Below are 21771 nucleotides of genomic sequence, written 5' to 3'. Positions count from 1 at the left end.
ACCCTCCTACGCTTTCTTTCTGCTTGCCGCAACTACTTTACGCATTTCCTTGAAGGCCTGGGTTAAAGGTCTCTTCGCAGGGCACACATACGTACAGCAGCCGCATTCGCAGCATTCCATACCATTTAATGCGGTAAAACGTTCGATATCGGAGCGTTCCGCCGCGTCCATCATCATCTGGGGAACCACATGGCTCGGACAGACGCTTACGCATCTTCCACAGCGGATACAGGCGGAAGGAGCATGAATCGCCACCTCGTCCTTCGTCATAGCTGTAAGCGCAGAAGAGGTCTTCGTCACCGGAATCTCTAAATTGAACAGTGCCTGTCCCATCATCGGTCCGCCGGAAATGATTTTTTCCGGTTCTGTCTTAAAGCCGCCGGAAGCCTCTAAAAGTTCCTTATAGCTGGTACCTGTCCGCACACTGTAGTTCTGCGGATTTGCAATCGCGTCTCCCGTTACCGTGATAATTCTGCGGATCAGCGGAGTTGTCTTGCAGACTGCATTATAAATGGAAATAACCGTATCCACGTTGTCCACGATACAGCCGGCGTCTGCCGGAAGCATGGAGGAGTTGATCTTTCTGCCCGTAACCGCGTAAATTAAGGAACGCTCACCGCCCTGCGGGTACTTCGTAAGAAGCGGACACACGGTGATTCTCGGTTCGTCCTTAACGAGCTCCGTCATCTTCTGAATGGCGTCAGGCTTGTTGTTCTCGATACCGATTACCCCCTTGGCGTTATCGAACAGCTGGAGGATGACATTCAGTCCCTTGATGATGCTTAAGGGTTCTTCCAGCATCATGCGGTAATCGGACGTCAGATACGGCTCACACTCCGCGCCGTTTACGATGATCGTATCGATGGCGGATTCGTCCTTCGGCGTCAGTTTTACATGAGTCGGGAAACCTGCGCCTCCCAAGCCTACGATGCCGGCCTCTTTTACGATATTACGGATCTCTTCTTTGGATAAGGTCTTTGGATCACGATCTTCGCCAAAGCCTTCCACCGTCTCATACATACCATCATTTTCCACAATGATGGACGGCACCATGGCGCCGTTTGCAACCATTCTCGGTTCCAGAGACTTCACTGTTCCGGAAACGGAGCTGATGATGCAGGCCGATATAAATCCGCCCGGCTCACCGATCTTCTGTCCAACCAATACATGGTCGCCCTTTGCCACAAGTGGCTTAGCCGGCGCGCCAATATGCTGGGACAGCGGGAAAACCATCTCGCCTTTTGGCTGCAGTACCGATACTGGTTTACTCATCGACAGTTCCTTACCCTCGTACGGGTGGATGCCGCCTTTAAATGTAGCCAAACCCATCTAACTAACCCTCTTTCTATACATTCTTAATCTCTCCCGGCAAAATATGACAATCGCATTTTTGCCATCTCGTACAGTATAACATAATTCAGGAATCGAAACAATTGAAACTTACACATTGTATACTGTGTTCTTTATGGAAATTCTTCCATTTATCAGATAAATATAGGGATGGAACACAAGAATTCCTTGTTAAAAATGTGACGAAACTTATTAACCCAGGTTATGTCTTGTATTTATATAAATACAATTATCTTAAAATATTTCTGCTGCAGTGCCGCCGATCCCCTTTTTATTTGATAAATCGATTCTGCTGCCGAAGTTTCCATTGTGAAATTTTTATTCAATTCCCCTGTCTGATCCCCGCTTTAGGGAGGATAATCTAATAAATTTTTAGGTCTTTAAGGTGGTTATATATTAGAAAATTTAATAAATACACCACTATCTGACAGAGGAAAGCAGCTCAGCCACCTTATCTCTTGCCACCGCCTCAAAGCAGGCTGCGTGCTGGGAATCCGCGTAGGAGTAGGACACTTCCTCTCCCACCGTGGTTGGGTCGGCGATCCAGTCCTTGCAAGAACTGTGGACCTGCGTAATGCCGGTTTTCTCCGTCAGCTCTTTCGCGTTGCCCGCGTTGATGCCGCTGCCTGCGAGTATCTCAATCCTGTCTCCAAAACGATCCTGGAGTTCTTTTAACAGCTGCCAGCCATCGGGAGCCTTGCTTTTCAGTCCGCTGGTCAGAATCCGGTCCACGCCCAGTGAAATCAGCTGCTCCGCGGCCTCAAACGGATTCTTTACACAGTCGAATGCACGGTGAAACACCGCTTCTCCGCCCTTTTCCCGGATGGCCTTCACCATCAGCTCCGTCTGAGATAAATCGATGGTTCCGTCCGCCTTCAGGCAGCCGAATGCGATTCCATCCGCTCCGTGTCCCATCATCATCTGGCAGTCAAAAAACATCTGTTTGAAGTCCGATACCCCATAACAGAAACCGGCGCCTCTCGGTCTCGCCATGGCGATGACTTTTAGAGGTGTTTCCCGTTTTACCAGCAGAAGTTCAGCCATGGAGGGGGTCAGCCCTCCCAGTGCCAGCGCACTGTTTAATTCGATTCTCTCCGCGCCGCCGGCTGCCGCCTCCAGCGCATCATAATAACTCCCGCAGCAGATTTCTACCGTAATTTGTCCCATTTTTTCCTTCCTTTCTCCATTTCAGCCGCCGAAAATAAGCACGCATTTTTCCAGAAAACGCGTGCCTCCGCCTTCCGGCTCATGCACGGCACACAGGGACAGTATATCAGTTTGAAAATACCATGTCAATTTTTGATGGGGGGTGTGGATTGAAGAAACGTGGACTTTTGCGTAGGGTATCGAGGAAAAGGGCGCGCGGGAGGCAGGGAGAGAAAGGTTCAGGGATTCCGAGGGGGTGGGACTAAGGGAGAATAACCCCTCCGCAGGGGTCCCGGGCAATTCGACCGAACGCCTGATGCGTTCGCTCTCAGTGCCCGCAAAATTGCGTCCTGAAAACGCGATTTTGCCCCTGCTCCGGCGGCTATTCTCCCTAAGTCCCACCGACCTCTGCATCATTCACCTTTCTCTCCCTGCCTCCCGCACTCCCTTTTCCGGCCAAGTTGTGAAAAAGTCCACTGGCACTTGGCTCCACAAAGAGGTGGAGGAACATAAATGGACTTCCGTCGGGGAACTGAGAACGCTGGAAAAGACTATTGTTTTTTAACTTAAGGAGCCAATACACAGCCAAAGAGCCTGAGGAGAGCAGGAGGGGGACGGGGCAGACGAACAAAAGGGTTCCTTTTCCGAGGTTCGCAGGAAATTAAGCAGAAAGACAGGAAAAAAGGGTGGTGAAATCTGGCCTCCAAGCCAGATTTCAAGTGGACACGGAGGAGAAGTCCTTCAGGAGTTCTCCGTAGTTTGCACGATCCGCCCTTTTTTCCTGTCTTTCTGCTTTACTTCCTGCCACCGAGGAAACAAGAACCCTTTTGTTCGTCTGCCCCCGTCCCCCTCCTGCTCTCCTCAGGCTCTTTGGCGCAGCATTCTCCCCCCACTATTTTGTCAGGATCCGCATCGATCCGTCATTTGCCGTCATAGCGATGTTTTTGTCCGCCCCGTTATTCTCTCTTAAATCTTTTTCACTCGTATTCCTGCCGTTTAAATTAATATCTCCGTACTTCATCATAAGATCAAAATTATAATCCTTCTCGGCGCCTGTGAGCTCCAGAGTGATGTCGCCGTACTTGTTTTCAAAGTCTCCGTTCTTTATATCAGCCATTCTGATATCACAGGACCCGTCTGACTGCTTCATGGTCATCGAATCCGAAACTATTGCGCTGCCCTTGATGCTTCCATATTTGTTGGTCACGGTTATATTCCTGGACACGATATCCTTTAATACAATCTGACTGTCGGAGGCATCAATATCCAGGCGGTCAGCCTCAATACTATTTAAATCCGTTTCTCCATACTTGTTGATGATATCGAGAGAAGTAAACGTACCGCTGTCACAGTAAATGGCCCCGTCAGAAGCGGTAAAGTAAGCCGTCTCGGCCTTTATGCCACTTAAATCGATGCTGCCGTATTTCGATGTGATATCCAGTGTTTTGGTATCCGGTCCGTCGTAGATTACGCTGCTGTCGCTGGTATAGAGTTTTACTGCATCCATGGGAGTGTCCTTCGGCACGTAAATCGTTACGCTGCCATCCTCCCGGTCGTGTACATAGCTACCCTCTATCACCAGGAAACCGGCCGATCCCCAGGTCTCGCTGTTAGTCGGTTCCGGGACACAGGTAAAGCTCAGGATTCCATTCTTTATTGTGTCTTCAGGCTCTTTATTTCTTATATAGAGATGGTATTCCAGGTAGTAGGAATCATCTTCTGACGGCTTTATCTTAATACCGTTATAGTTCACCCGGACATCCATGGAGGTGAACGGGTCAATCTTTGTTTTCTCAAGCTCAACCAGCTTTTCAGCATTTAAATTCCGCGCCTGCTGGTTGGTATACATCCCATTCCGGCCGATCCAGAAGCCCGGCTCTCCGCCCATGGCATATCCGGCCAGAGACAGTCCCAGACCAGCCACGATGCAGACACCCGCAACAGCCATGGTAACCTTCATGATTTTCTTCATTTTTTGTCCCCCCTCGTCAGCAGTCTTTTTGTAAAACCGGCCATGCCCTGGTAAATATACTTACAGCTTGCACATCCGGCGCAGATCAGAAGCAGTCCCACTCCCGATTCTCCCAGTGCCGTGCCGAGTATGAAGATTCCGCTGGCCAGCTGAGACGGAATGAAATAGAAACCTGCCACGATACTCACGATTCCAACAGCCACAAATACTACTCCGCTGAGGAAAAGCGCAACGAAAATGGAAAAGACCATAAGCACCATGGCCAGGCCGAAGACCACAACGAGCAGCAGGAGGGGCAGTCCGATGGGAGCCGCACACAGTGCCAGAAGCACGATCCAGAGCGTGGACAATCCTTTCCTGGCGGCCCGTTCCGGCTTGGGCTCCTCCAGACGCTTGAGGGCCAGTTCCTTTACGATCTGAGCCGCACTCTCCTTTGCGTCACCCAGCTCCTCTATGACTTCCGCTTCCCGTTCAGGTCCCGCATCATCAAAATATTCGTTATAATAGGAAAGAGCTTCCTCCCGTTCCGCCTTCGGAAGACGCCTAAGCGCCAGCTCCAGCTCTTTCATATACTCATTCCTGCTCATCTTCTTCACCTCCAACGAGAATTTCGTCAGCCGCAGTCTTAAACTCATCCCACTCTTTCCGGTAGAATAAAAGCTGCCCTCTGCCCGCCTCTGTAATCTTATAATATCTTCTGTTTCTTCCCTGGTACTCCTGGTCATACGTCTCCAGAAACCCCGCCTCCAAAAGTCTCTTTAAAACCGGGTACAGGGAGGACTCCTTCTGACTCGCTATGTTCCTTAGCCGCTGGGCGATCATGTAGCCGTAGGCATCTTCTCCCTCTGCGATCGCCAGTACCATGGCGTCCAACAGCGCCGGCGTCAATTGATACACCATACCGTCCTGCCTCCTCTCATTATTTCTGATCAATTATTTCTGAACAGCCGATTTTTAATCACATTTATGTGTTTTATATATATGCTTTATATACGCATATTATATTCCATATAATATATAATGTCAACAGATATATCTAATAATAAACTATGCTTTTTCTTAAGTAATTCTTAATCATATAAAGGAGGCACGATTTCAGAATGGCGGTATCTTGAGAGCGGCGGCGGGCCTTACGGCAAAGAAAAAGCAGGTGGTACACGGCTGTTAATCAGCCGCGTATCCGCCTGCCTGCTATTACATACTTAACACACACTGTTCAAATTGATTTCGATCTGACAATATCTCATACGGCTCTATTCACCATAAGAGGTAACTGTGCAAAGTTATCGTTAATCCAATTCCTTCACTCCAGTATAGAGTTCATAATACCGGCCCTTCTGAGCCAGCAGATCGTCGTGATCCCCGCGCTCAATGATCTCTCCGTTTTCCAGTACCATAATGGCATTGGCGTTGCGCACCGTGGAAAGGCGGTGGGCGATGACAAATGTAGTTCTGTCTGCCATCAGACGGTCCATACCGTGCTCAATATGTTTTTCTGTACGGGTATCAACTGAGCTGGTTGCCTCATCGAGAATCAGGATCGGCGCCTTGGAGATGGCCGCTCTGGCAATATTTAAAAGCTGCCTCTGGCCCTGGCTTAGGTTCGCTCCGTCGCCTTCCAGCACGGTATCGAAGCCGTGGGGCAGACGCATGATAAAGGAATACGCCGAGGCCGTCTTTGCCGCCTGGATTACCTCCTCATCGGTGGCATCCAGTCTGCCGTACCGGATATTTTCCATGACCGTCCCCGTAAATAAATGGGTATCCTGAAGAACCATGGCGATATTCTGGCGCAGATTGTCGCGGTTGATATGACGGATATTGACACCGTCGATGGTGATGGAGCCACTCTGAATATCGTAGAACCGGTTCAGTAAGTTGGTAATCGTCGTCTTGCCTGCTCCCGTGGAACCTACAAAGGCGATCTTCTGCCCCGGTTTCGCATAGAGGCTGATATCCTTCAGAATCGTCTTATCCGGGTTATAGCCAAAGGTAACATCCTTCAGCTCCACATAGCCCTTCATTGGATTCAGCACCGCCGCGTCGCCGTCATCCACCGGCTCCGGCTCCTCATCCATAACCGCAAACACACGCTCCGCACCGGCCAGCGCCGAGAAAACGTTGCTGATCTGCATGGAGATCTCATTGATCGGCCTGGAGAACTGTCTGGAGAAGTTTAAAAATACGGTGAGGCCGCCGACGTCAAATCCTCTCAGCACACAGAGCAGGCCGCCGATCGCCGCCGTCAGCGTGTAGTTCAACTGGCTTAAGTTGCTCATAACAGGCCCCATCATGCCGCCGAAGAACTGCGCCTTGATCATGTTGTCACGTAAATCTTCATTTAAAATCTCAAACTCTTCTTCCGCAATGTCCTCATGACAGAAGACCTTCACGACCTTCTGGCCGCTGATCGTCTCCTCGATATAACCGTTGACGGCGCCGAGGGAGGTCTGCTGTGCGGAGAAATACTTCTGGCTCTTTCCTGCCACATAACCGCCTGCCTTCATCATCAGCGGAATCATAAAGACGGTTACCAGGGTCAGCCAGATGTTGGTGTAAATCATCAGGGCCAGCGTGCCGACTATGCTTAAAGCGCCCGAGAACAGCTGCACAAGCGTGCTGCTCAGCATCTGTCCCACGGTATCCACGTCATTGGTAAAACGGCTCATTAAGTCACCGTTGTTGTTCGTATCGTAAAAACGCACCGGCAGCTTCTGCATCTTTGTAAAGAGCTCATCCCTGATCTTCTGCAGCGCGTTCTGTGCCACAGTCAGCATGACCCTCGACTGCGCGTAGTTTGCGACTACGCCGACGAAGTAGATGGCCGCCATGAATACCAGGGAAGCAGCCAGACCGCCAACGCTTCCGCGGCTTCCATCCATGGGAGCGATATATTTATTGATAATTGGTCTCAGCATATAGGAACCGGTTAAGGTCGCCACCGTATTGACGATGACACAGAAAAATGCCAGCCCCATGTGAAGCTTATATCCATTTAAGTAGGACAGCAGCCGTCTAATAGTCTCCCTGCTGTTTTTCGGCATTCCGCCCTTACCGTGCTGTCTTCCGTGGCCCGGACCGCCCATGGGGCCGCGCCTTTTTGCCGGGGCTACATTTCTGCCGTAGCGCCTTTTTAAACTCTCTACCCGTTTCTGATTATCCATTACGCGCTCGCCTCCTTCTCCCGGTCTCTCTGTGAATAATAAATCTCCTGGTAAGCTTCGCAGGATTTAATCAGTTCTTCGTGGGTTCCCATTCCCACGATCTTTCCGTCATCCAGAACAATAATCTTATCCGCACTCTCTACGGAACCGATTCTCTGGGCGATAATAAACTTTGTCGTATCTTTTAATGTGGTCTGGAAGCACTCGCGGATCTTTGCCTCCGTAGCTGTATCGACAGCCGATGTGCTGTCATCCAGAATCAGGATCTTCGGCTTCTTTAACAGGGCGCGCGCAATACAGAGCCTCTGCTTCTGGCCGCCGGAGACGTTGACGCCGCCCTGGCCCAAATCCATCTCGTATCCATCCTTAAAGGATGTGACGAATCCATCTGCCTGAGCACTCTCGGCCACTGCACGGATCTCTTCCATGGTCGCGTCATCACTGCCCCACTGCAGGTTTTCTGCAATCGTTCCGGAGAACAGGACATTTTTCTGAAGAACCATGCCGACGCCTTCTCTTAAATTCCGGATGGAATAATCCCGGACGTCGATACCGTCCACCAGCACCTGGCCGCGGTCCGCGTCATACAGTCTGGGGATCAGCTGGACGAGGGACGTCTTTCCGCTTCCCGTGGAACCGATGATACCGATGGTCTCTCCCGGATTGGCGGTAAAATTAATATGATCCAGCACCATCTCGTCGGTGTCCTTCGCATACTGGAAACAGACATCTCTAAATTCAATCCGGCCTTCCGTCACGACGGCGTCCTTTCTTGCCGCGTGCTCATCCGTTAAGTCGATCTCCGTATCCAGGACTTCCCGGACACGCTTTAACGACGCCATGGCACGGGAGGCCTGTAAGAACACCATGGATACCATCATGAGGGACATCAGGATCTGAACGATGTATGTGGTAAATGCGGTCAAATCACCGACTGGCATGGAGCCGCCGATAATTAAGTTTCCGCCGTACCAGACGACGGCCAGCGTCGTCACGTTCATGGCCAGCATCATGACAGGCATGGTCGCAATTACGATCTTCATGGCCCGCAGGCTGCCTTCCTTCAAGTCTTCGTTGGTCCGGCGGAATTTTTCTTCCTCATAGTCTTCCCGGACAAAGGATTTGATGACGCGCACATTGGTAAGTGCTTCCTGAACGCCGGAGTTTAACCGGTCGATCTTCTTCTACATCACTTCGAACCGCGGAAACGCCGTCTTCAAAATGATGGCAATCGCGATCAGCAGAAGCGGAATCACGACCAGAAGAATCGTCACAAGCCTGCGGTTCATTAAGTACGCCATAATCAGGCCGCCGATCAGCATGCCGGGCGCGCGGAACATCATACGAAGGCTCATCATCAGCACGTTCTGAATCTGCTGAATATCATTGGTCAGCCTGGTTACAAGGGAACCGCTGCTGAAATCGTCTATGTTCTTAAAGGAAAACTGCTGTACCTTGTCAAATACGTCTTTTCTCAAATCGGAGCTGAAACAGATGGAGGCCTTTGATGAGAAATAGGCCGCTCCGATTCCGCCCGCGGCCATAACAAAGGCCGTAACCACCATCACGCCGCCCACCGCTATGATATAGCTGGTGTCCCTGTTTGCCACACCATTGTTAATAATCAGTGACATCAGCTTTGGAAGCATGATCTCACCAAATACCTCTGTCAGCATCAAAAGCGGTGCCAGCAGAAATGAGCCCCAATAGGGCTTTATATATTTCCAGTATCGCTTCACGTTATGAATCCTCCTTTTTTGTCGTTGTCTTAGTCGTTATGTCGGACAAATTCGCATAAATGCGCTCCAGATACCCTTCCATGGCCTGAAACTCTTCCTCCGTGAATCCCAGAAACATCTGATTTTCCACGTTTTTAAAAAACTGCCGGCTGTGTTCCACGACATCGAGCCCTTCCTCTGTCAGACAGAGCTTGTTGTACCGGTTGTCTTCCTGGTCCACAATTCTCGTGATATAACCGCCCTTTTCCAGTTTTTTCACCGACACCGCTATGGTTGCCGCGGTGACGTTTAAATATTCCGCGATTTCCTTCTGGGACGCGTTGGAATGTTCCGCCAGGGTCGTTAAAATCTGATGCTGGCTCCTGTAGACTCCTGTCTTATTCAGCCGCTGCTCCAGAATGCTCCGGTGCAGCTTCATAATTCTGATGTACTGCGTCAGCACGTGATGAGCCGAAGAATCCAGCCACTTGCTGTCATGGCATGGCCCACTGCCACAAGATTTCATGTTTTTCCGCCTCCCTTCCTCATCATATGGGGAATAATTAGTTATGTGATAGTTAGCTAATTAATAATTAGGTATTATACTCTTTCTCAATAAGGATTACAATAGGGTAATTATGAAATTTCTGTGAAATATAGAAAAAAAAGAGGCCAAAAGGCCCCTTCCTGTCACGCTCCATGCATGATCATAAATGTAAATATGTAAGATTATAAAGCTGCTGTTACATTTCCAGCGTAACCACGGTCCACCTGCTGTTCTGCATTATGAGGAAGCAGGGCCGCTTCATTTTATAGCGATAGTAGCGTTCCATACAGTTTACAAACAAACGGTATCTCATCAGGCTTGTACAAACAGGATAAATTGTCATGGTTTTCCCTCCCATATCATTCTGTTATAGTTTATGCGAAAAATGCGTCTGTTATGACCATTTTTTCGGCACATCCACTTATTTTCAGTCAGAGAGCCGGAGACCGTAAACAGTCTCCGGCTCTCCGGCATCACCACGTGATCCAGCCGTAGGTTTTGTAATCATGAGGAATCACGTGATCATATGCTTCATTGAAGATTTCCCGTTTCAGCTTCCTGCGAAGTTTCTTAGACGTCTGCTTTTTCACGTACCGGCACTCATGGTCGTAAAACCACTTCGTTTTTCTGTGGTGGCGGTAATCTTCCATCACTTCTTTTCTGGGATCCCGGTAATTCTTTTCAGTCTTATACATCCGCTTCCTATTGCGGCAGTATAACTCCATCTCCCATTCTTCTAGTTCTTTCTGAATCTCTCTTTCCAATTCTATCCCTGGCATGGGTTTTATATTTGCCCGTTACGGACACTTGCTCCACACCTAGAACAGATACATCCGGTAATATAACATCATCGCATTCCCCTCTCTCATGATACCTGCTTCTTTTTTTCGACTATACCATACCGGACAGTCATTTTCCATATACGGAAGCTTACAAACAATTACAATATCTTTACGGCTGGCCTTCTGTGAAGGTCTCCGGCAGACTTCCTAAATCGTAATACTTTTGCTACTTGTTTTTCATCAGTCCATCCCCTACAATGATACTATAAAATTGTAAGCGAAAAGGAGGGCCGCATTGATGAGTATTGCTTTTTGGATTATCTATGTCATAGTTATTATCGCCGTACCTGTAGTCTTCTTTGTCCTGGGTTATTATTTAATAAAAAAAGCCGTTAAAAATGGAATTCTGGAAGCCTACAAAGAGATCCACAAGGATCAGCAGTAAGTGAAAGGCACCATCTCAAAAAAAAGGACGATCCCATACCGGGTATCGTCCTTTTCCTTATGCCTCTAAAATAACACATTTTTCTCAGCCGGCTTTGTACTGGCGATCAGCCTGCCTTCCCGGTAGCTTAAGAGTACCTCGCTCTGTTTGTTCAGCGCCTGATAGAAATCCGTCTGGTTCAGCACAATAAAGTCAGCCGGATTTCCCACCTTGATTCCATAGGTATCTCCCAGATTCAGCGTCCGCGCCGCATTATGGGTGATCAGCTTATAGCTGTTTAAAATCTCCTCGTATCCCATCATCTGGCACACGTGAAGGCCCATGTGGACCACGCTCATCATATTGCCGTCGCCCAGGGGATACCAGGGATCGAAGATATCGTCGTGGCCCATGGAAACGTTATTGCCGTTGGCCAGCAGCTCCTTCACCCGGGTTACGCCGCGGCGGCGCGGGTAATTGTCAAATCTTCCCTGTAAATGGGTGTTTACCAGAGGATTGCTGACAAAGTTAATGTCGCTCATCTTAAGCAGGCGGAACAGCTTGCTGCAGTAGGCATTGTTATAGCTGTGCATGGCCGTGGTATGGCTGGCGGTTACCCGGTCTTTTAATCCGCTTTCCAGAGCACGGCAGGCCAGAACCTCCAGTCCCTTGGACTGCTCGTCATCGATCTCATCGCAGTGTACATCCACCAGGCGGTCGTAGCGCTCCGCCAGTTCCATGCAGTAATTTACACTCTCCACGGCGTATTCCCTGGTAAATTCAAAATGGGGGATCGCACCCACACAGTCTGCTCCCATCTTCACCGCATTTTCCAGCAGCTCTTTGCCATTCGGGTAGCTTAAGATTCCCTCCTGAGGAAATGCGACGATCTGAATGGTCACATAGTCCCTCAATTCCTCCTTCAGTTCCAGCATGGCTTCCATGGCTGTCAGCGATGGGTCTGTCACATCCACATGGGTTCTTACGTACTGAACGCCATTGGCCGCCTGCATCTGCACCGCCCTCCGGGCGCGCTCCTTGACGTCCTGCCTGCTCAGCTTTTCCTTCCGCTTCGACCAGCACTCAATCCCCTCGAACAGGGTGCCCGACATATTCCACACCGGGTCCCCGGCCGTTAAGCAGGTATCTAAGTGAACGTGGCTTTCGATAAACGGCGGAAATGCAGACTTCCCGGTACCGTCGATCACTTCCTCACCCGGAAGCGGTTCCAATGCAGGCGCTATCGCTTCAAATACTCCGTTAGACACGCGGATATCAGAAGCCTCTTTTCCATTTTCAATAAAGATCTGTTTTATAAGCATAACGGTTCTCCTCTCCTATCTAGTACTGGATGTACGTTTTCCAAAAATACGGTCGATGATCACAAAAATCACAGCCGCAACCAGCAAAGAATTCAGCGGCTTAATCCCCCACTGGACAAAGATTCCTACAAGCGCTCCGCCAGCCACCGCCAAAATCCCGCCCGGATTCACTGCTGTATGCGGATAGGACTCGTCCATATAATCCTTTTTGTGGAAGAAGTAATGGAGAATGATCACCGCGCCGACAGGAGGGATCATCCCGCTCAGCAGATTTAAAAAACCGACGAAATTATAGTAGAGCCAGACAGCCGTCGCCGTTCCTACCAGACCTCCCGCTAAAACCATGGGCTTCATGGGAACCTTGGTAATATTGGATACTCCGAGGCCGGCTGTGTAAAGCGCGTTATTGTTGGTCGTCCAGATGTTGAGTCCCAGCGTAATAATCGCCGGAACCGCCAGTCCCTGTAAAATCAGAATATTAAAGATATCCGCAACTCCCGTAACAGCGCCGCCAACGGCTCCAAATATCATCATGATGGAATTTCCAACGAAGAAAGCTACCACCGTCGCCGTGACCGCAGTCTTCGGCGTCCTGGAAAATCTGGTGAAGTTTGGCGTCGCCGTTCCTCCCGAGATAAAAGATCCAACCACGATGGCAATGCCAGCCGCCAGCGAAATCGGATTCTCCGGGTTCTGTGCGAAGACATTCGCAAAACCGTGAACCTCCCTGACACCCCAGCTGACAGAATAAATACCCAGAATGGCAATGAGCGGAACCGCAATGGATCCAAGAACCGCCAGCGCCTTGATACCGAAATAGGCGGTAAGCGTCATCACGATGCCCGTAATGATAATCAGAATCGCAACCGGCACATGAGTCAGCTCCGATACCGGGATCGCAAACATGGCGACACCCACGCCAAACCATCCGATCTGTGTGAAGCTGATTAAGGCTGATGGGAGAAAGGAACCGACCTCACCGAAAGATCGGTGCGCCAGTAAATCCAGCGTCAGCCCCGTCTTCTGCCCGATATACCCCAATATACCACAGTAAATCCCTAAAAAGATGTTGCCGATCAGCATTGCCGCCACAAATCCGGCTGCGTTCATGCCGATTCCTAAATTTCCTCCCGCAGTCATGCTGGGCGTGAAAAATGTGAAACCCACCAGCACTACCATTGCAGCCCACAGCCCCTGACGCTTCAGCTGAGGCGGTACGGCGGTAAGTGAAAATTCGGTATCCTTTGCCGTTGCCTTTTCCTTTGTCATTGCGCACCTCGTCTTCTTATTTATAATATTGTCTCCAGAGCGCATCTGATCATTCAATCGGATTGCGTTCTTTTCCGTAGACTACTATACAAATCTTTTTATGGAATGTCAATCAAATCTATTTTTATCCAGTGAATATTGTTCATTGACTTTTGTTCACTCGAGTGCTACAATGATTTCAGAGAAGAGAGGTGATACCGTGAAGGAAGAAAAAATAAGGATTTCCAAGCCGCCGGAGGAGCGAAAACAGGAAATTATGGACGCCGCCATGCGGGCATTTACAGAAAAGGGATATGAACAAACGACTATGCGAGATATTGCCGCAGTGATCGGCGTCGTTCCCGGCCTCTGTTACCGGTATTTTAATTCGAAGCAGGAATTATTTGACAGCGCCGTCTCCCAGTACGTTCTGGACTACTGCGCCCCCATCGTTCAGGCTTTAAAGAGATACCGCGGGGACATCGACGGATTACTGGACTGCGTTGCGGACTTATTCCTGGACCGCGACGGCAAAGAGAAATACCATGAATTTTTCCATCAGGCTGATAATAAAACCTTCCACAGCCTGCTGTTTCTGTCCAACTGTGATTATTTATTTCCTTATGTAAAGTCTTTTTTCGACAGCCTGAATGAAAATGGAACCGCGGCGGTCGCCGATACCGCTTCCTTTTCCAAATTTGTACTTTATGGCCTGTTTCCGATTCTGAATGATGACGAACTGTCTCCGGAAAGGAAAACAGAATTGGCCAGAAGCTATATTACCGGACTGCTGAAGCTGCAATAGCACAGATATTGACAGGTGAGGCATTTCGGGCAGTGAGTGAACATTGTTCAATGAGAGGAGTCTTATCAATGAGTAAAACAGCATTAATCACCGGCGCAACCAGCGGTCTTGGGCTCAGCTATGCCAGATACTTTGCTTCCAAAGGATGCAATTTAATCATAACCGGACGGCGGGAAAACATAATCAGGGAAAATGCGGAAAGCCTGCAAAATCAATTCCATGTGAACGTGGAGGTCATCATCGCAGAGCTGTCCAGCTTAGACGGGATCAATCGGTTCCTCTCCCAAATCGGAGATCGAACCATCGATATTTTGGTGAACAACGCGGGCTTCGGGCTAAAACCGGCCTTTGTCGATACCCCGGAAACGGATGTGGAAAAGATGCTTTATCTGCAGGTCTGGTGTGTGACGAAGCTGACCCAGTTTGTACTAAAGGGCATGGTACGGAGGAATTCCGGTGCCATCATTAACATTTCATCGGACGGCGCCTTTGCCGTTCTCCCGCACAATGTTCTTTATTCGTCCACGAAGCTCTATATTATAAATTTTACCGAAGGCTTACATATGGAACTCTCCGGTACGGACATAAGGGTACAGGCCGTCTGCCCCGGATTTATTGATTCACATTTTCATGAAAGCGCTGAAATGCATATGGATAAGAGCAGGAAGGGATTATTCGGTTTTCGCGATCCCGACGCCATCGTCGCCGACGCCATGAAAGATTTCGCTAAGAAAAAGGTCATCTCCGTACCCGACACCGGTGCAAAGATGATACGGACTCTCGCCAGGTTCTTACCCAGGAACCTGTTTTACCGGATGGCGGCCAGGTTTTCCAGCAGTTTCTCCGGCAAGAAATAAACGGCCACGGCAAACGGCCACGGTCAGGTGCATGTTCTGAAACAGAATAGAGAGTCCGGCAAGCCAGACTCTCTATTCTGCTGCATTTTTCAAACAGCTCAAACCTGTCTGTTATAATCGTTTCATCATCCAATATGCGTCTGCATAAGTCCCATCCTTATACTTCATATTGTTCGGAAATGTCCCGAAGATTTCAAAACCCATCTTCTTATAGAGAGCTATCGCTCTTTGATTATCAGCTACGACTTCCAGCTCGATCTGTTCAAATTGATGCTCTCTCGCAATTTCAATCAGCTTCCCGATCATCGCCTTTCCAATGCCGCAGCCGGTATACTTTTGATACAGCGCGATCCCCAGGCTGACGCGATGGTGATATCTGCCCTGTTCCATCCCCATCAGGGAACAGTTTCCGACGTACTCTCCATCGACAAATCCAAGAAGCATGATATTTTGTTTCGACTCATTCTGATTATGTATGAATTTTCGCTCGTCATCCAGCGTTAAATCGATCTCTTCCGGTTCTTTCACAAGAAACCTGGTCTCGCCGCACGTTGTTTTTAAGCATTCCAGCAGCATTTCGGCATCCTCTTCTCCGGCATTTCTAAGAAGCAGCTGATGATCGCCCAGATCGATGATTGCGTCCTCTATTCTCATAGTAATCCTCCCATATTCCTAAGAGACTACCGTAAAACCTTTTCCCGCCAGACACGCCTCGACCGCCCGGATATCATCTGCATGAAAAATCAGGATCGGCTTGTTGGAATCACGGTTAAATGACAGGTAAACGTAATCCACATTGATGTTGCTCTCCGAGAGAGCCATCAAAAGGTGATGAAGGTTTCCCACTTCATCCGCCATCTCAACGCCCACCACGTCAGTCAGTTTGCACAGATAGTCCGCCTTCTCAAGTGCCGTTACCGCCTTGTCCGGAGCAGATACAACCATACGGATAATTCCATACTCTGCACTGTCATTGGTTACGGAACCAAGAATATTGATGTTCTCCTCCTCAAGAATTCCGGTGACGTGCTTAAATGTGCCTTTTCTATTCTCTGCGTAAATCGATAATTGCTTCAGCATAACTTATCCTCCTGATTGTTTACTTTCGCCTTATGGCTCGCTGATTAACAGATTATACCATAAACCTGTCCATTCTGAAACCACCTCTGTTATAGAAGCTCTCCCAGAATCTCTTTCAGAATTTTCATCTCCTCTTCGGACAGCGTCGTTCCCTTTCCCATCTTTTCGTGATCCGGCGCCCAGTCACGGATGTCATACTTCGGGGCACCGCCGTTCCAGCTGATCAGATTCACTTCTTTTCTCCAGCCTTTGGCATTCTCGGACAGAACGCCAAACTCTTTTACAATATCATACTTAATATCCGCCATTCTCTGCTCCTCTTTCCCGTTTCTTTATTTCCTCCGCAGTCGGAAGTTCCAGATCCTCTTTTATATCGGCATCTGCCTCCATGACCGCTTTATAGTACTGATGGATCGTTTTATTGACAGAAATAATCCGGTTTTTGGGATTAATCCGTTTTACTGCCTCATCAAAATCCTGTGTCCCGCCCTTTTCCATGGCGTCTTTGATCTGCAGGTAATACATAATCAGGTGTTCCCGCTTCTCGCCCGGAATCAGTTCTTCCAGGAGCCTTCCCACCTTGTTTCTGTGCTTCGCACCGTAACGGAAATAATGGTGCAGGGCTTCCTCTTCCCGTTTTCTCTGTTCTTCCCTGCTTTCTATGGTAAATCCCATAAATTTCATATTAATCACCTCTGTATGCTGTCCGGTCGTCCTGAGTATCAGCCGCGTGCTTTCAGAATATCAGCCTTTTTATGATCTGTCAATCACCGGATCAGCCGTTCATCCCTTATCCGGACTGTGAACCGCAGAATATGGGAACACGGTATACCCATAGAATAAAGAGTCCGGCGAGCCGGAGTCGCGCGCCGGAGCGCGGCTGCTTTAGCGGCCATACTTCCTTAGCGCGGAGTGCGCCTCCTGCCAGGAGGGCTTTTTTGTGTAACAGGAGCACTTTCCTGTTACATAAAAAAGAAAAGGCCCAGTAAATACTGAGCCTTTTGAGTGGAGTAGACGGGATTTGAACCCGTGTCCAAAAACCAATTCCCTGTTCTTCTACTATCATAGTCAGTTATTTTACATTCCCTCTGTCACCCGAAAACTGACACCCTGGTGAGTTCAGTAGCTTCATCATACGCCCATATGCTCAAAGCTTTGCATAAGTCGTTTCTCACATCGTCGATGCCGGATTCTTAAGGTGTGAGTGCCCTAAGGCCGACAAGCAGCATTAAGCTGCCAGTGCTAATTCGTTATTGTTAGCGTTTATATTTAAGTTTGCCATTTAACGCATCGCATGCGGATAGCTTCACCAGCTGCATGACCCCTGTCGAAACCAGTACTACCCCGGACTGGTGCCTCTTTTGAGGTATCCTTATACTAGCACGAAACGGGAACGCTGTCAAGAGTGCTGCCCAAGATTCCGGATTTTGGAACTGCTAATTTTAAAATCCTTTTTTTACCAGCTCTGAGACGATCTGGACGTAGCATTCCACCACATCGAAGCCCTTATAATCTTCCCGTTTCAAGTCGATCATATCCCCGTGGGATATCCCGCGGTGGCTGCTGCTGGCAAACACGGTACGGAACTCTCCCCAGCGGGCGGACTCCGTGCTTACCAGGCCGTCATTGTCCCCTTCCAGAGGCTTTATGAGGCAGTAGGGAATCCACAGCAGCGGATCGCTGAAACAGTCACGCATCTTTGAAGCATAGCTCTGATAGTAAACACCGGACGCGTCGGGAACCGTTTCATTAAATGCCCTGCTGGACTCTGTGGAAAACTGATGAGTGGCGGTATAGAAATCCGGGTTCTTATCCCCAAATCGGGAAAATGTCCGGTCAAAGCATTTGGCAACCAGACGGTATAAGCCTTCCGGTAAGCGGACTGCATAGTCGACGAACCGGCATCCGTGATGCGGGGTGCTGACCGTGGTAAGCGATGCCGTGTATGGCGCCATCCCCAGCTTGCTGATGGCGTAACGCGCATCCAGACCGCCCTTGGAGTGTGCAATAATGTTGACCTTTTCACAGCCCGTCTCCTTCACCACCTCCAGGATCTTTTTTCGAATGTCCTCTGCGTTATAGGTGATGGTCCCCAGCGCCTCCTGATTGCCATAATAGACAGTGGCCCCTAACCGAGACAGTTCCCGGGGAATTCTTCCCCAGTAGTTAAAGTAACGAAGGTCGCGGAAGCCGACTCCGTGCACCATGATGAGCGGATACTTCGTCCGGCAGAGATCGGACTCCACGCGGGTCGACCGGACGGACTCCTTGTAGCAGGCAAAATCATACTCCGCCCGCACCAGTCTCATGGCATGGAGCAGCACAGCCAGATTGACAATCGGAATCCACATGGCCAGCAGCATCAGGACCCGCATTCTCACGCGGAGACGCGCCGACGTAAGATACATCCTCAGAATTCCGTTCCACAGAAGAACCAGAAGAGCCGCTGCCGCAAATATCATATTGCCGATCAGGACTCCCGCCGGCCATTCCGCCGCCTCTGCGCTGCCGCGGAGCAGGCGGGGATATAGGACAAATGCAATCAGGCACTGTGCCAGAATTCCATAAATCGCCGCAAATCCAAGAGTCCGTCCGCCGCGCATAATAACGAGACGCAGCTTAGCATGATTCTTGTCATGGTACGGTCTTATATTAAAATAGAGCCAGCAAATGCTTAAGAGAATGGCCCCAACAACTGCCGCTGCGGGCTGCGGCCGAATCGTCCCTTCCATGAGGCGTCCGGTAAATAAGCCGTACACAAGCAGCGGAAGATTCGATACCGCCGCAATCATAAGCGCCAGATACAGCTTCCTTAATAATCTTTTTGCCTTCATGAGTTTACTCCCCTCTGTCTTCTTCTGTTATCCGCCGATGATGCCCCCTGACACCTGCTCTTTAACGTTCTGCTCCGTATCCGCGTCCCTCTTGAATATCCAGATCCCAAAACAGCGAGGCGACGGCAGCTTCATACTCCGCGGCCCGCTCCGCCTTGCGAATCTTCTTTCCGTATTTTTCTGATCCTGGAAAAAGAAACAGCAGGTAAAACCAGAGTTCCTTCATCTTAAACAGGACGTTCCGGTCGCCGGATATGGTCTCCCGGTAGCCCTGGTAAATCATATCGTGAAATTCCTTAATCCGGCCTTTGTCCGGGAATCTGAATCCCTTGATCTCACCGGCCAGTCCGGGATTTGCGATCAGGCCCCGGCCCAGCATGATGCAGTCCACCTCCGGAAATCCGGCGTGGAACTCCTCCCAGTCCCCGGGAGTGAAGATGTCTCCATTGTACCATACCTCATTTCTGCTGGCTTTCAGAGCCTTTTGAAATGCGGCGCGGTCGGGCGTATTCTTATAGAAATCACTTCGCACCCGCGGATGGATTATCAATTCTTTTAAGGGATATTTATTGTAAATCTCAAGCAGTTCCTCAAATTCATCCGGCGATGCCATTCCCAGCCTTGTTTTCACGGAAAGGCGGATATGGATTCCCGCACACACCTCGTCGAGAAACGAATCCAGCTCTTCCTTTTTCGCCAGAAAACCGGCTCCCTTATATTTAGTAACCACCGTTCCGGACGGACATCCCAGATTCAAATTCACCTCGTCATACCCCAGCGCCTCAAGCTCGCCCGCCATCCAGATAAAGTCCTCCGCACGGTTTGTAAGAATCTGAGGAATCAGGGTAATTCCTTTGTTATGTTCCGGAAGCACATCATTTCGCTCTCTCGAAGCGAAGCGGTGGTTCTGGTTCGGCTGTAAAAATGGAGTAAAATACCGGTCCACATGGGGAAACAGCGCATGGTGGGCGCTCCGGTATACATAGCCTGTAATCCCCTCCATCGGGGCAAAACAGCAGCATGGCTCCTTATGATCTTCTCTCTTTTCAATCACCAGACTCGTCTCCGCCTTTCAATCCTTTTATTCTCGCAAAATAGCTGACGACCAGCACCACATCCGCGCCGATCCAGGCCAGGATCTCTGCATAAAAAATGCCCTCCTGCCCCATAGCCAGCGGAAGAAACAGCGCAGCTCCCGTTCTCATTAAAAATTCCACCACGCCGGACAGCATGGGCAGAACCGTATCTCCCATTCCCTGGATGGATGAACGAACCACGTGAAGCAGGTAAAGGATAGGGAGACAGACGCTCATGATCGCCAGATAATGGTAGGCGATTTCCATGGTCCTGGCCGCCTCTTCCGGTGTTCCCGTGATGAAGCACCCGAGAATCGCCTGCCCGAAGACCAGCATCACGGCCGCGATCACAGCCGAGGTGAGCATGGCTAAGAGAAGCCCTGATTTCATCCCCTGCCTGATGCGCCTGATCTTTCCGGCGCCCAGATTCTGGCCCACATAAGTAGTCATGGCATAGCCATAGGAGGTCGCGGCGATCTCCAGCAGTCCATACAGCTTGTTGGTCGCCGTAAATCCTGCGATGAAGAGAACTCCGAATCCATTGACCACCGACTGCACAATCATACCGCCCACAGCGATGATTCCATTCTGGAATGCCATGGGAATTCCCAGGGTCATCAGCTTTCTGCAAAGATACGGTTCCAGGTGAAAATCCTTCTTTTCAAATGAAAGAATCGACACCTTTAACAGGCTCCTTAAACAGTATAAACTGGAGCAGGCCTGCGCGATCAGCGTGGCCGCGGCCGCACCGCCGATCCCCCAGTGAAAGACGAGTACAAACAGCAGGTCCAGGCCGATGTTGACTGCGGAGGCCACCACCATAGCGTGGAGCGGTGTTTTCCCGTCTCCCATGGCCCGAAGGATGGAGGCCAGAACATTATATGCCATCACAATGGGAATTCCCCAGAACATGATCCTTAAATACAAAAGACTCCGCCCGATGATTTCATCCGGCGTATTCAAAAGCAGCAGGACCGGCCGCGCGGCCGCCTGCATGAGAGCTAACATGACCACGGATCCAAGACAGGCCAGAATCGCCGAATTTGCAATTACCTGCCGAAGCTTTCTGTAATCACCAGCCCCGAATTCGTAGGCCATCAGTATGGCAAATCCCTGGGATATGCCCTGAATCATCCCCAACACCATCCAGTTCAGCCAGTCCGCGGCCCCGAGCGCAGCCAACGCGCCGACGCCCAGCGCCTGACCAACCACCATGGTGTCCACCACGGTATAAAACTGCTGAAATACATTGCCAAACATCAGAGGCAGTGAAAACGCGAAAATAAGCTTCAGCGGATGCCCCTCCGTCATTGTCCTAATTTTGGCCATTTTAATTTTCTCCTGATTTCTTTTTCCTTTTATCAATACCGTATATTTCCAGAATGATTATAACCTGTCAAGGCAAAAAGTGCAATCCGATTCCGGAAAGTGTCCGGCCGGAGAGCG

21 protein-coding genes, 1 other RNA gene and 1 pseudogene are annotated in these 21771 nt (G+C 49.8%); 3 read left to right on the top strand and 20 right to left on the bottom strand.

The window, feature by feature from the left end; genetic code table 11:
• Window positions 1–6: 6 nt before the first annotated feature.
• From rsxC to H8S80_RS04230, 10 genes and pseudogenes are all read right to left on the bottom strand, one after another.
• Complete coding sequence (gene rsxC / locus H8S80_RS04275) at window positions 7–1329, bottom strand: electron transport complex subunit RsxC (protein WP_002600146.1); 1323 nt, start codon at window positions 1327–1329, stop codon at window positions 7–9.
• A 441-nt stretch (window positions 1330–1770) separates the two neighbouring features.
• A complete protein-coding gene (locus H8S80_RS04270; protein ID WP_117630331.1) occupies window positions 1771–2517 on the bottom strand; it encodes a copper homeostasis protein CutC in 747 nt (248 codons plus the stop codon).
• Between the two features lie 871 nt (window positions 2518–3388).
• The gene (locus tag H8S80_RS04265) at window positions 3389–4468 is read right to left on the bottom strand and encodes a DUF4097 family beta strand repeat-containing protein (RefSeq protein ID WP_117630330.1); all 1080 of its coding nucleotides are present in this window, start codon (window positions 4466–4468) and stop codon (window positions 3389–3391) included.
• Window positions 4465–5055: a DUF1700 domain-containing protein gene (locus H8S80_RS04260; RefSeq protein WP_002600149.1), complete on the bottom strand. Its 591-nt coding sequence runs from the start codon at window positions 5053–5055 to the stop codon at window positions 4465–4467. The genes H8S80_RS04265 and H8S80_RS04260 overlap by 4 nt, the downstream gene beginning before the upstream one ends.
• On the bottom strand, window positions 5042–5368 hold the full coding sequence (locus H8S80_RS04255) for a PadR family transcriptional regulator (protein WP_117630329.1): 327 nt from the start codon (window positions 5366–5368) through the stop codon (window positions 5042–5044). The genes H8S80_RS04260 and H8S80_RS04255 overlap by 14 nt, the downstream gene beginning before the upstream one ends.
• A 389-nt stretch (window positions 5369–5757) precedes the next feature.
• On the bottom strand, window positions 5758–7632 hold the full coding sequence (locus tag H8S80_RS04250) for an ABC transporter ATP-binding protein (protein WP_117630328.1): 1875 nt from the start codon (window positions 7630–7632) through the stop codon (window positions 5758–5760).
• Window positions 7632–9371 (bottom strand): annotated as a pseudogene (locus tag H8S80_RS04245) (ABC transporter ATP-binding protein). The gene H8S80_RS04250 and the pseudogene H8S80_RS04245 overlap by 1 nt, the downstream one beginning before the upstream one ends.
• A gap of 1 nt (window position 9372) precedes the next feature.
• Window positions 9373–9876 (bottom strand): MarR family winged helix-turn-helix transcriptional regulator, encoded by a 504-nt coding sequence (locus H8S80_RS04240; RefSeq protein ID WP_002600153.1) that lies wholly within the window; start codon window positions 9874–9876, stop codon window positions 9373–9375.
• A gap of 217 nt (window positions 9877–10093) precedes the next feature.
• Window positions 10094–10240 carry a hypothetical protein gene (locus H8S80_RS04235; protein WP_002600154.1) on the bottom strand — a complete coding sequence of 49 codons (147 nt, stop codon included), beginning with the start codon at window positions 10238–10240 and terminating at the stop codon, window positions 10094–10096.
• 130 nt (window positions 10241–10370) lie between these two features.
• Window positions 10371–10592, bottom strand: a complete 222-nt coding sequence (locus H8S80_RS04230; protein ID WP_002600155.1) for a hypothetical protein — start codon at window positions 10590–10592, stop codon at window positions 10371–10373.
• Window positions 10593–10977: 385 nt separating this feature from the next.
• Between H8S80_RS04230 and H8S80_RS04225 the strand changes: the two genes are divergently transcribed.
• Window positions 10978–11124 carry a DUF6019 family protein gene (locus H8S80_RS04225; RefSeq protein ID WP_002600156.1) on the top strand — a complete coding sequence of 49 codons (147 nt, stop codon included), beginning with the start codon at window positions 10978–10980 and terminating at the stop codon, window positions 11122–11124.
• 65 nt (window positions 11125–11189) lie between these two features.
• Here H8S80_RS04225 and codA read toward each other — a convergent pair whose 3' ends face one another.
• Together codA and codB are read right to left on the bottom strand one after the other, a co-directional pair.
• Window positions 11190–12425 (bottom strand): cytosine deaminase, encoded by a 1236-nt coding sequence (codA, locus tag H8S80_RS04220; protein WP_029466101.1) that lies wholly within the window; start codon window positions 12423–12425, stop codon window positions 11190–11192.
• 15 nt (window positions 12426–12440) lie between these two features.
• On the bottom strand, window positions 12441–13694 hold the full coding sequence (codB, locus tag H8S80_RS04215; RefSeq protein WP_117630327.1) for a cytosine permease: 1254 nt from the start codon (window positions 13692–13694) through the stop codon (window positions 12441–12443).
• A 199-nt stretch (window positions 13695–13893) separates the two neighbouring features.
• Between codB and H8S80_RS04210 the strand changes: the two genes are divergently transcribed.
• Together H8S80_RS04210 and H8S80_RS04205 are read left to right on the top strand one after the other, a co-directional pair.
• Window positions 13894–14478: a TetR/AcrR family transcriptional regulator gene (locus H8S80_RS04210; protein WP_243007807.1), complete on the top strand. Its 585-nt coding sequence runs from the start codon at window positions 13894–13896 to the stop codon at window positions 14476–14478.
• A 68-nt stretch (window positions 14479–14546) separates the two neighbouring features.
• The gene (locus H8S80_RS04205) at window positions 14547–15335 is read left to right on the top strand and encodes an SDR family NAD(P)-dependent oxidoreductase (protein ID WP_117630325.1); all 789 of its coding nucleotides are present in this window, start codon (window positions 14547–14549) and stop codon (window positions 15333–15335) included.
• Between the two features lie 111 nt (window positions 15336–15446).
• Here the strand turns inward: H8S80_RS04205 and H8S80_RS04200 are convergent, their stop codons facing one another.
• The 8 genes from H8S80_RS04200 to H8S80_RS04165 form a co-directional block, all read right to left on the bottom strand.
• Window positions 15447–15989 carry a GNAT family N-acetyltransferase gene (locus H8S80_RS04200; RefSeq protein WP_117630324.1) on the bottom strand — a complete coding sequence of 181 codons (543 nt, stop codon included), beginning with the start codon at window positions 15987–15989 and terminating at the stop codon, window positions 15447–15449.
• Between the two features lie 18 nt (window positions 15990–16007).
• Complete coding sequence (locus tag H8S80_RS04195) at window positions 16008–16415, bottom strand: ACT domain-containing protein (RefSeq protein ID WP_002600162.1); 408 nt, start codon at window positions 16413–16415, stop codon at window positions 16008–16010.
• A gap of 89 nt (window positions 16416–16504) precedes the next feature.
• A complete protein-coding gene (locus H8S80_RS04190; RefSeq protein WP_002600163.1) occupies window positions 16505–16723 on the bottom strand; it encodes a YdbC family protein in 219 nt (72 codons plus the stop codon).
• A complete protein-coding gene (locus H8S80_RS04185; protein WP_117630323.1) occupies window positions 16710–17099 on the bottom strand; it encodes a hypothetical protein in 390 nt (129 codons plus the stop codon). The genes H8S80_RS04190 and H8S80_RS04185 overlap by 14 nt, the downstream gene beginning before the upstream one ends.
• 319 nt (window positions 17100–17418) lie before the next feature.
• Window positions 17419–17761, bottom strand: a transfer-messenger RNA (tmRNA) gene (gene ssrA, locus H8S80_RS04180).
• Window positions 17762–17857: 96 nt separating this feature from the next.
• A complete protein-coding gene (locus H8S80_RS04175) occupies window positions 17858–19249 on the bottom strand; it encodes an esterase/lipase family protein (protein WP_117630322.1) in 1392 nt (463 codons plus the stop codon).
• A 61-nt stretch (window positions 19250–19310) separates the two neighbouring features.
• A complete protein-coding gene (locus H8S80_RS04170) occupies window positions 19311–20252 on the bottom strand; it encodes a tRNA dihydrouridine synthase (protein WP_117630507.1) in 942 nt (313 codons plus the stop codon).
• Window positions 20253–20295: 43 nt separating this feature from the next.
• Entirely contained in the window at window positions 20296–21654 is a 1359-nt protein-coding gene (locus H8S80_RS04165) for an MATE family efflux transporter (RefSeq protein ID WP_002600167.1), read from the bottom strand.
• Window positions 21655–21771 lie beyond the last annotated feature (117 nt).

This window comes from Hungatella sp. L36, assembly GCF_014288035.1.
This window is presented reverse-complemented; position numbering and strand designations above follow the sequence as displayed.

Bases quoted from the DNA above. Each gene is read 5' to 3' on its own strand.
- rsxC (WP_002600146.1), bottom strand. From the start codon at position 1,329: ATGGGTTTGGCTACATTTAAAGGCGGCATCCACCCGTACGAGGGTAAG.
- H8S80_RS04270 (WP_117630331.1), bottom strand. From the start codon at position 2,517: ATGGGACAAATTACGGTAGAAATCTGCTGCGGGAGTTATTATGATGCG.
- H8S80_RS04265 (WP_117630330.1), bottom strand. From the start codon at position 4,468: ATGAAGAAAATCATGAAGGTTACCATGGCTGTTGCGGGTGTCTGCATC.
- H8S80_RS04260 (WP_002600149.1), bottom strand. From the start codon at position 5,055: ATGAGCAGGAATGAGTATATGAAAGAGCTGGAGCTGGCGCTTAGGCGT.
- H8S80_RS04255 (WP_117630329.1), bottom strand. From the start codon at position 5,368: ATGGTGTATCAATTGACGCCGGCGCTGTTGGACGCCATGGTACTGGCG.
- H8S80_RS04250 (WP_117630328.1), bottom strand. From the start codon at position 7,632: ATGGATAATCAGAAACGGGTAGAGAGTTTAAAAAGGCGCTACGGCAGA.
- H8S80_RS04240 (WP_002600153.1), bottom strand. From the start codon at position 9,876: ATGAAATCTTGTGGCAGTGGGCCATGCCATGACAGCAAGTGGCTGGAT.
- H8S80_RS04235 (WP_002600154.1), bottom strand. From the start codon at position 10,240: ATGACAATTTATCCTGTTTGTACAAGCCTGATGAGATACCGTTTGTTT.
- H8S80_RS04230 (WP_002600155.1), bottom strand. From the start codon at position 10,592: ATGTATAAGACTGAAAAGAATTACCGGGATCCCAGAAAAGAAGTGATG.
- H8S80_RS04225 (WP_002600156.1), top strand. From the start codon at position 10,978: ATGAGTATTGCTTTTTGGATTATCTATGTCATAGTTATTATCGCCGTA.
- codA (WP_029466101.1), bottom strand. From the start codon at position 12,425: ATGCTTATAAAACAGATCTTTATTGAAAATGGAAAAGAGGCTTCTGAT.
- codB (WP_117630327.1), bottom strand. From the start codon at position 13,694: ATGACAAAGGAAAAGGCAACGGCAAAGGATACCGAATTTTCACTTACC.
- H8S80_RS04205 (WP_117630325.1), top strand. From the start codon at position 14,547: ATGAGTAAAACAGCATTAATCACCGGCGCAACCAGCGGTCTTGGGCTC.
- H8S80_RS04200 (WP_117630324.1), bottom strand. From the start codon at position 15,989: ATGAGAATAGAGGACGCAATCATCGATCTGGGCGATCATCAGCTGCTT.
- H8S80_RS04195 (WP_002600162.1), bottom strand. From the start codon at position 16,415: ATGCTGAAGCAATTATCGATTTACGCAGAGAATAGAAAAGGCACATTT.
- H8S80_RS04190 (WP_002600163.1), bottom strand. From the start codon at position 16,723: ATGGCGGATATTAAGTATGATATTGTAAAAGAGTTTGGCGTTCTGTCC.
- H8S80_RS04185 (WP_117630323.1), bottom strand. From the start codon at position 17,099: ATGAAATTTATGGGATTTACCATAGAAAGCAGGGAAGAACAGAGAAAA.
- H8S80_RS04175 (WP_117630322.1), bottom strand. From the start codon at position 19,249: ATGAAGGCAAAAAGATTATTAAGGAAGCTGTATCTGGCGCTTATGATT.
- H8S80_RS04170 (WP_117630507.1), bottom strand. From the start codon at position 20,252: ATGGAGGGGATTACAGGCTATGTATACCGGAGCGCCCACCATGCGCTG.
- H8S80_RS04165 (WP_002600167.1), bottom strand. From the start codon at position 21,654: ATGGCCAAAATTAGGACAATGACGGAGGGGCATCCGCTGAAGCTTATT.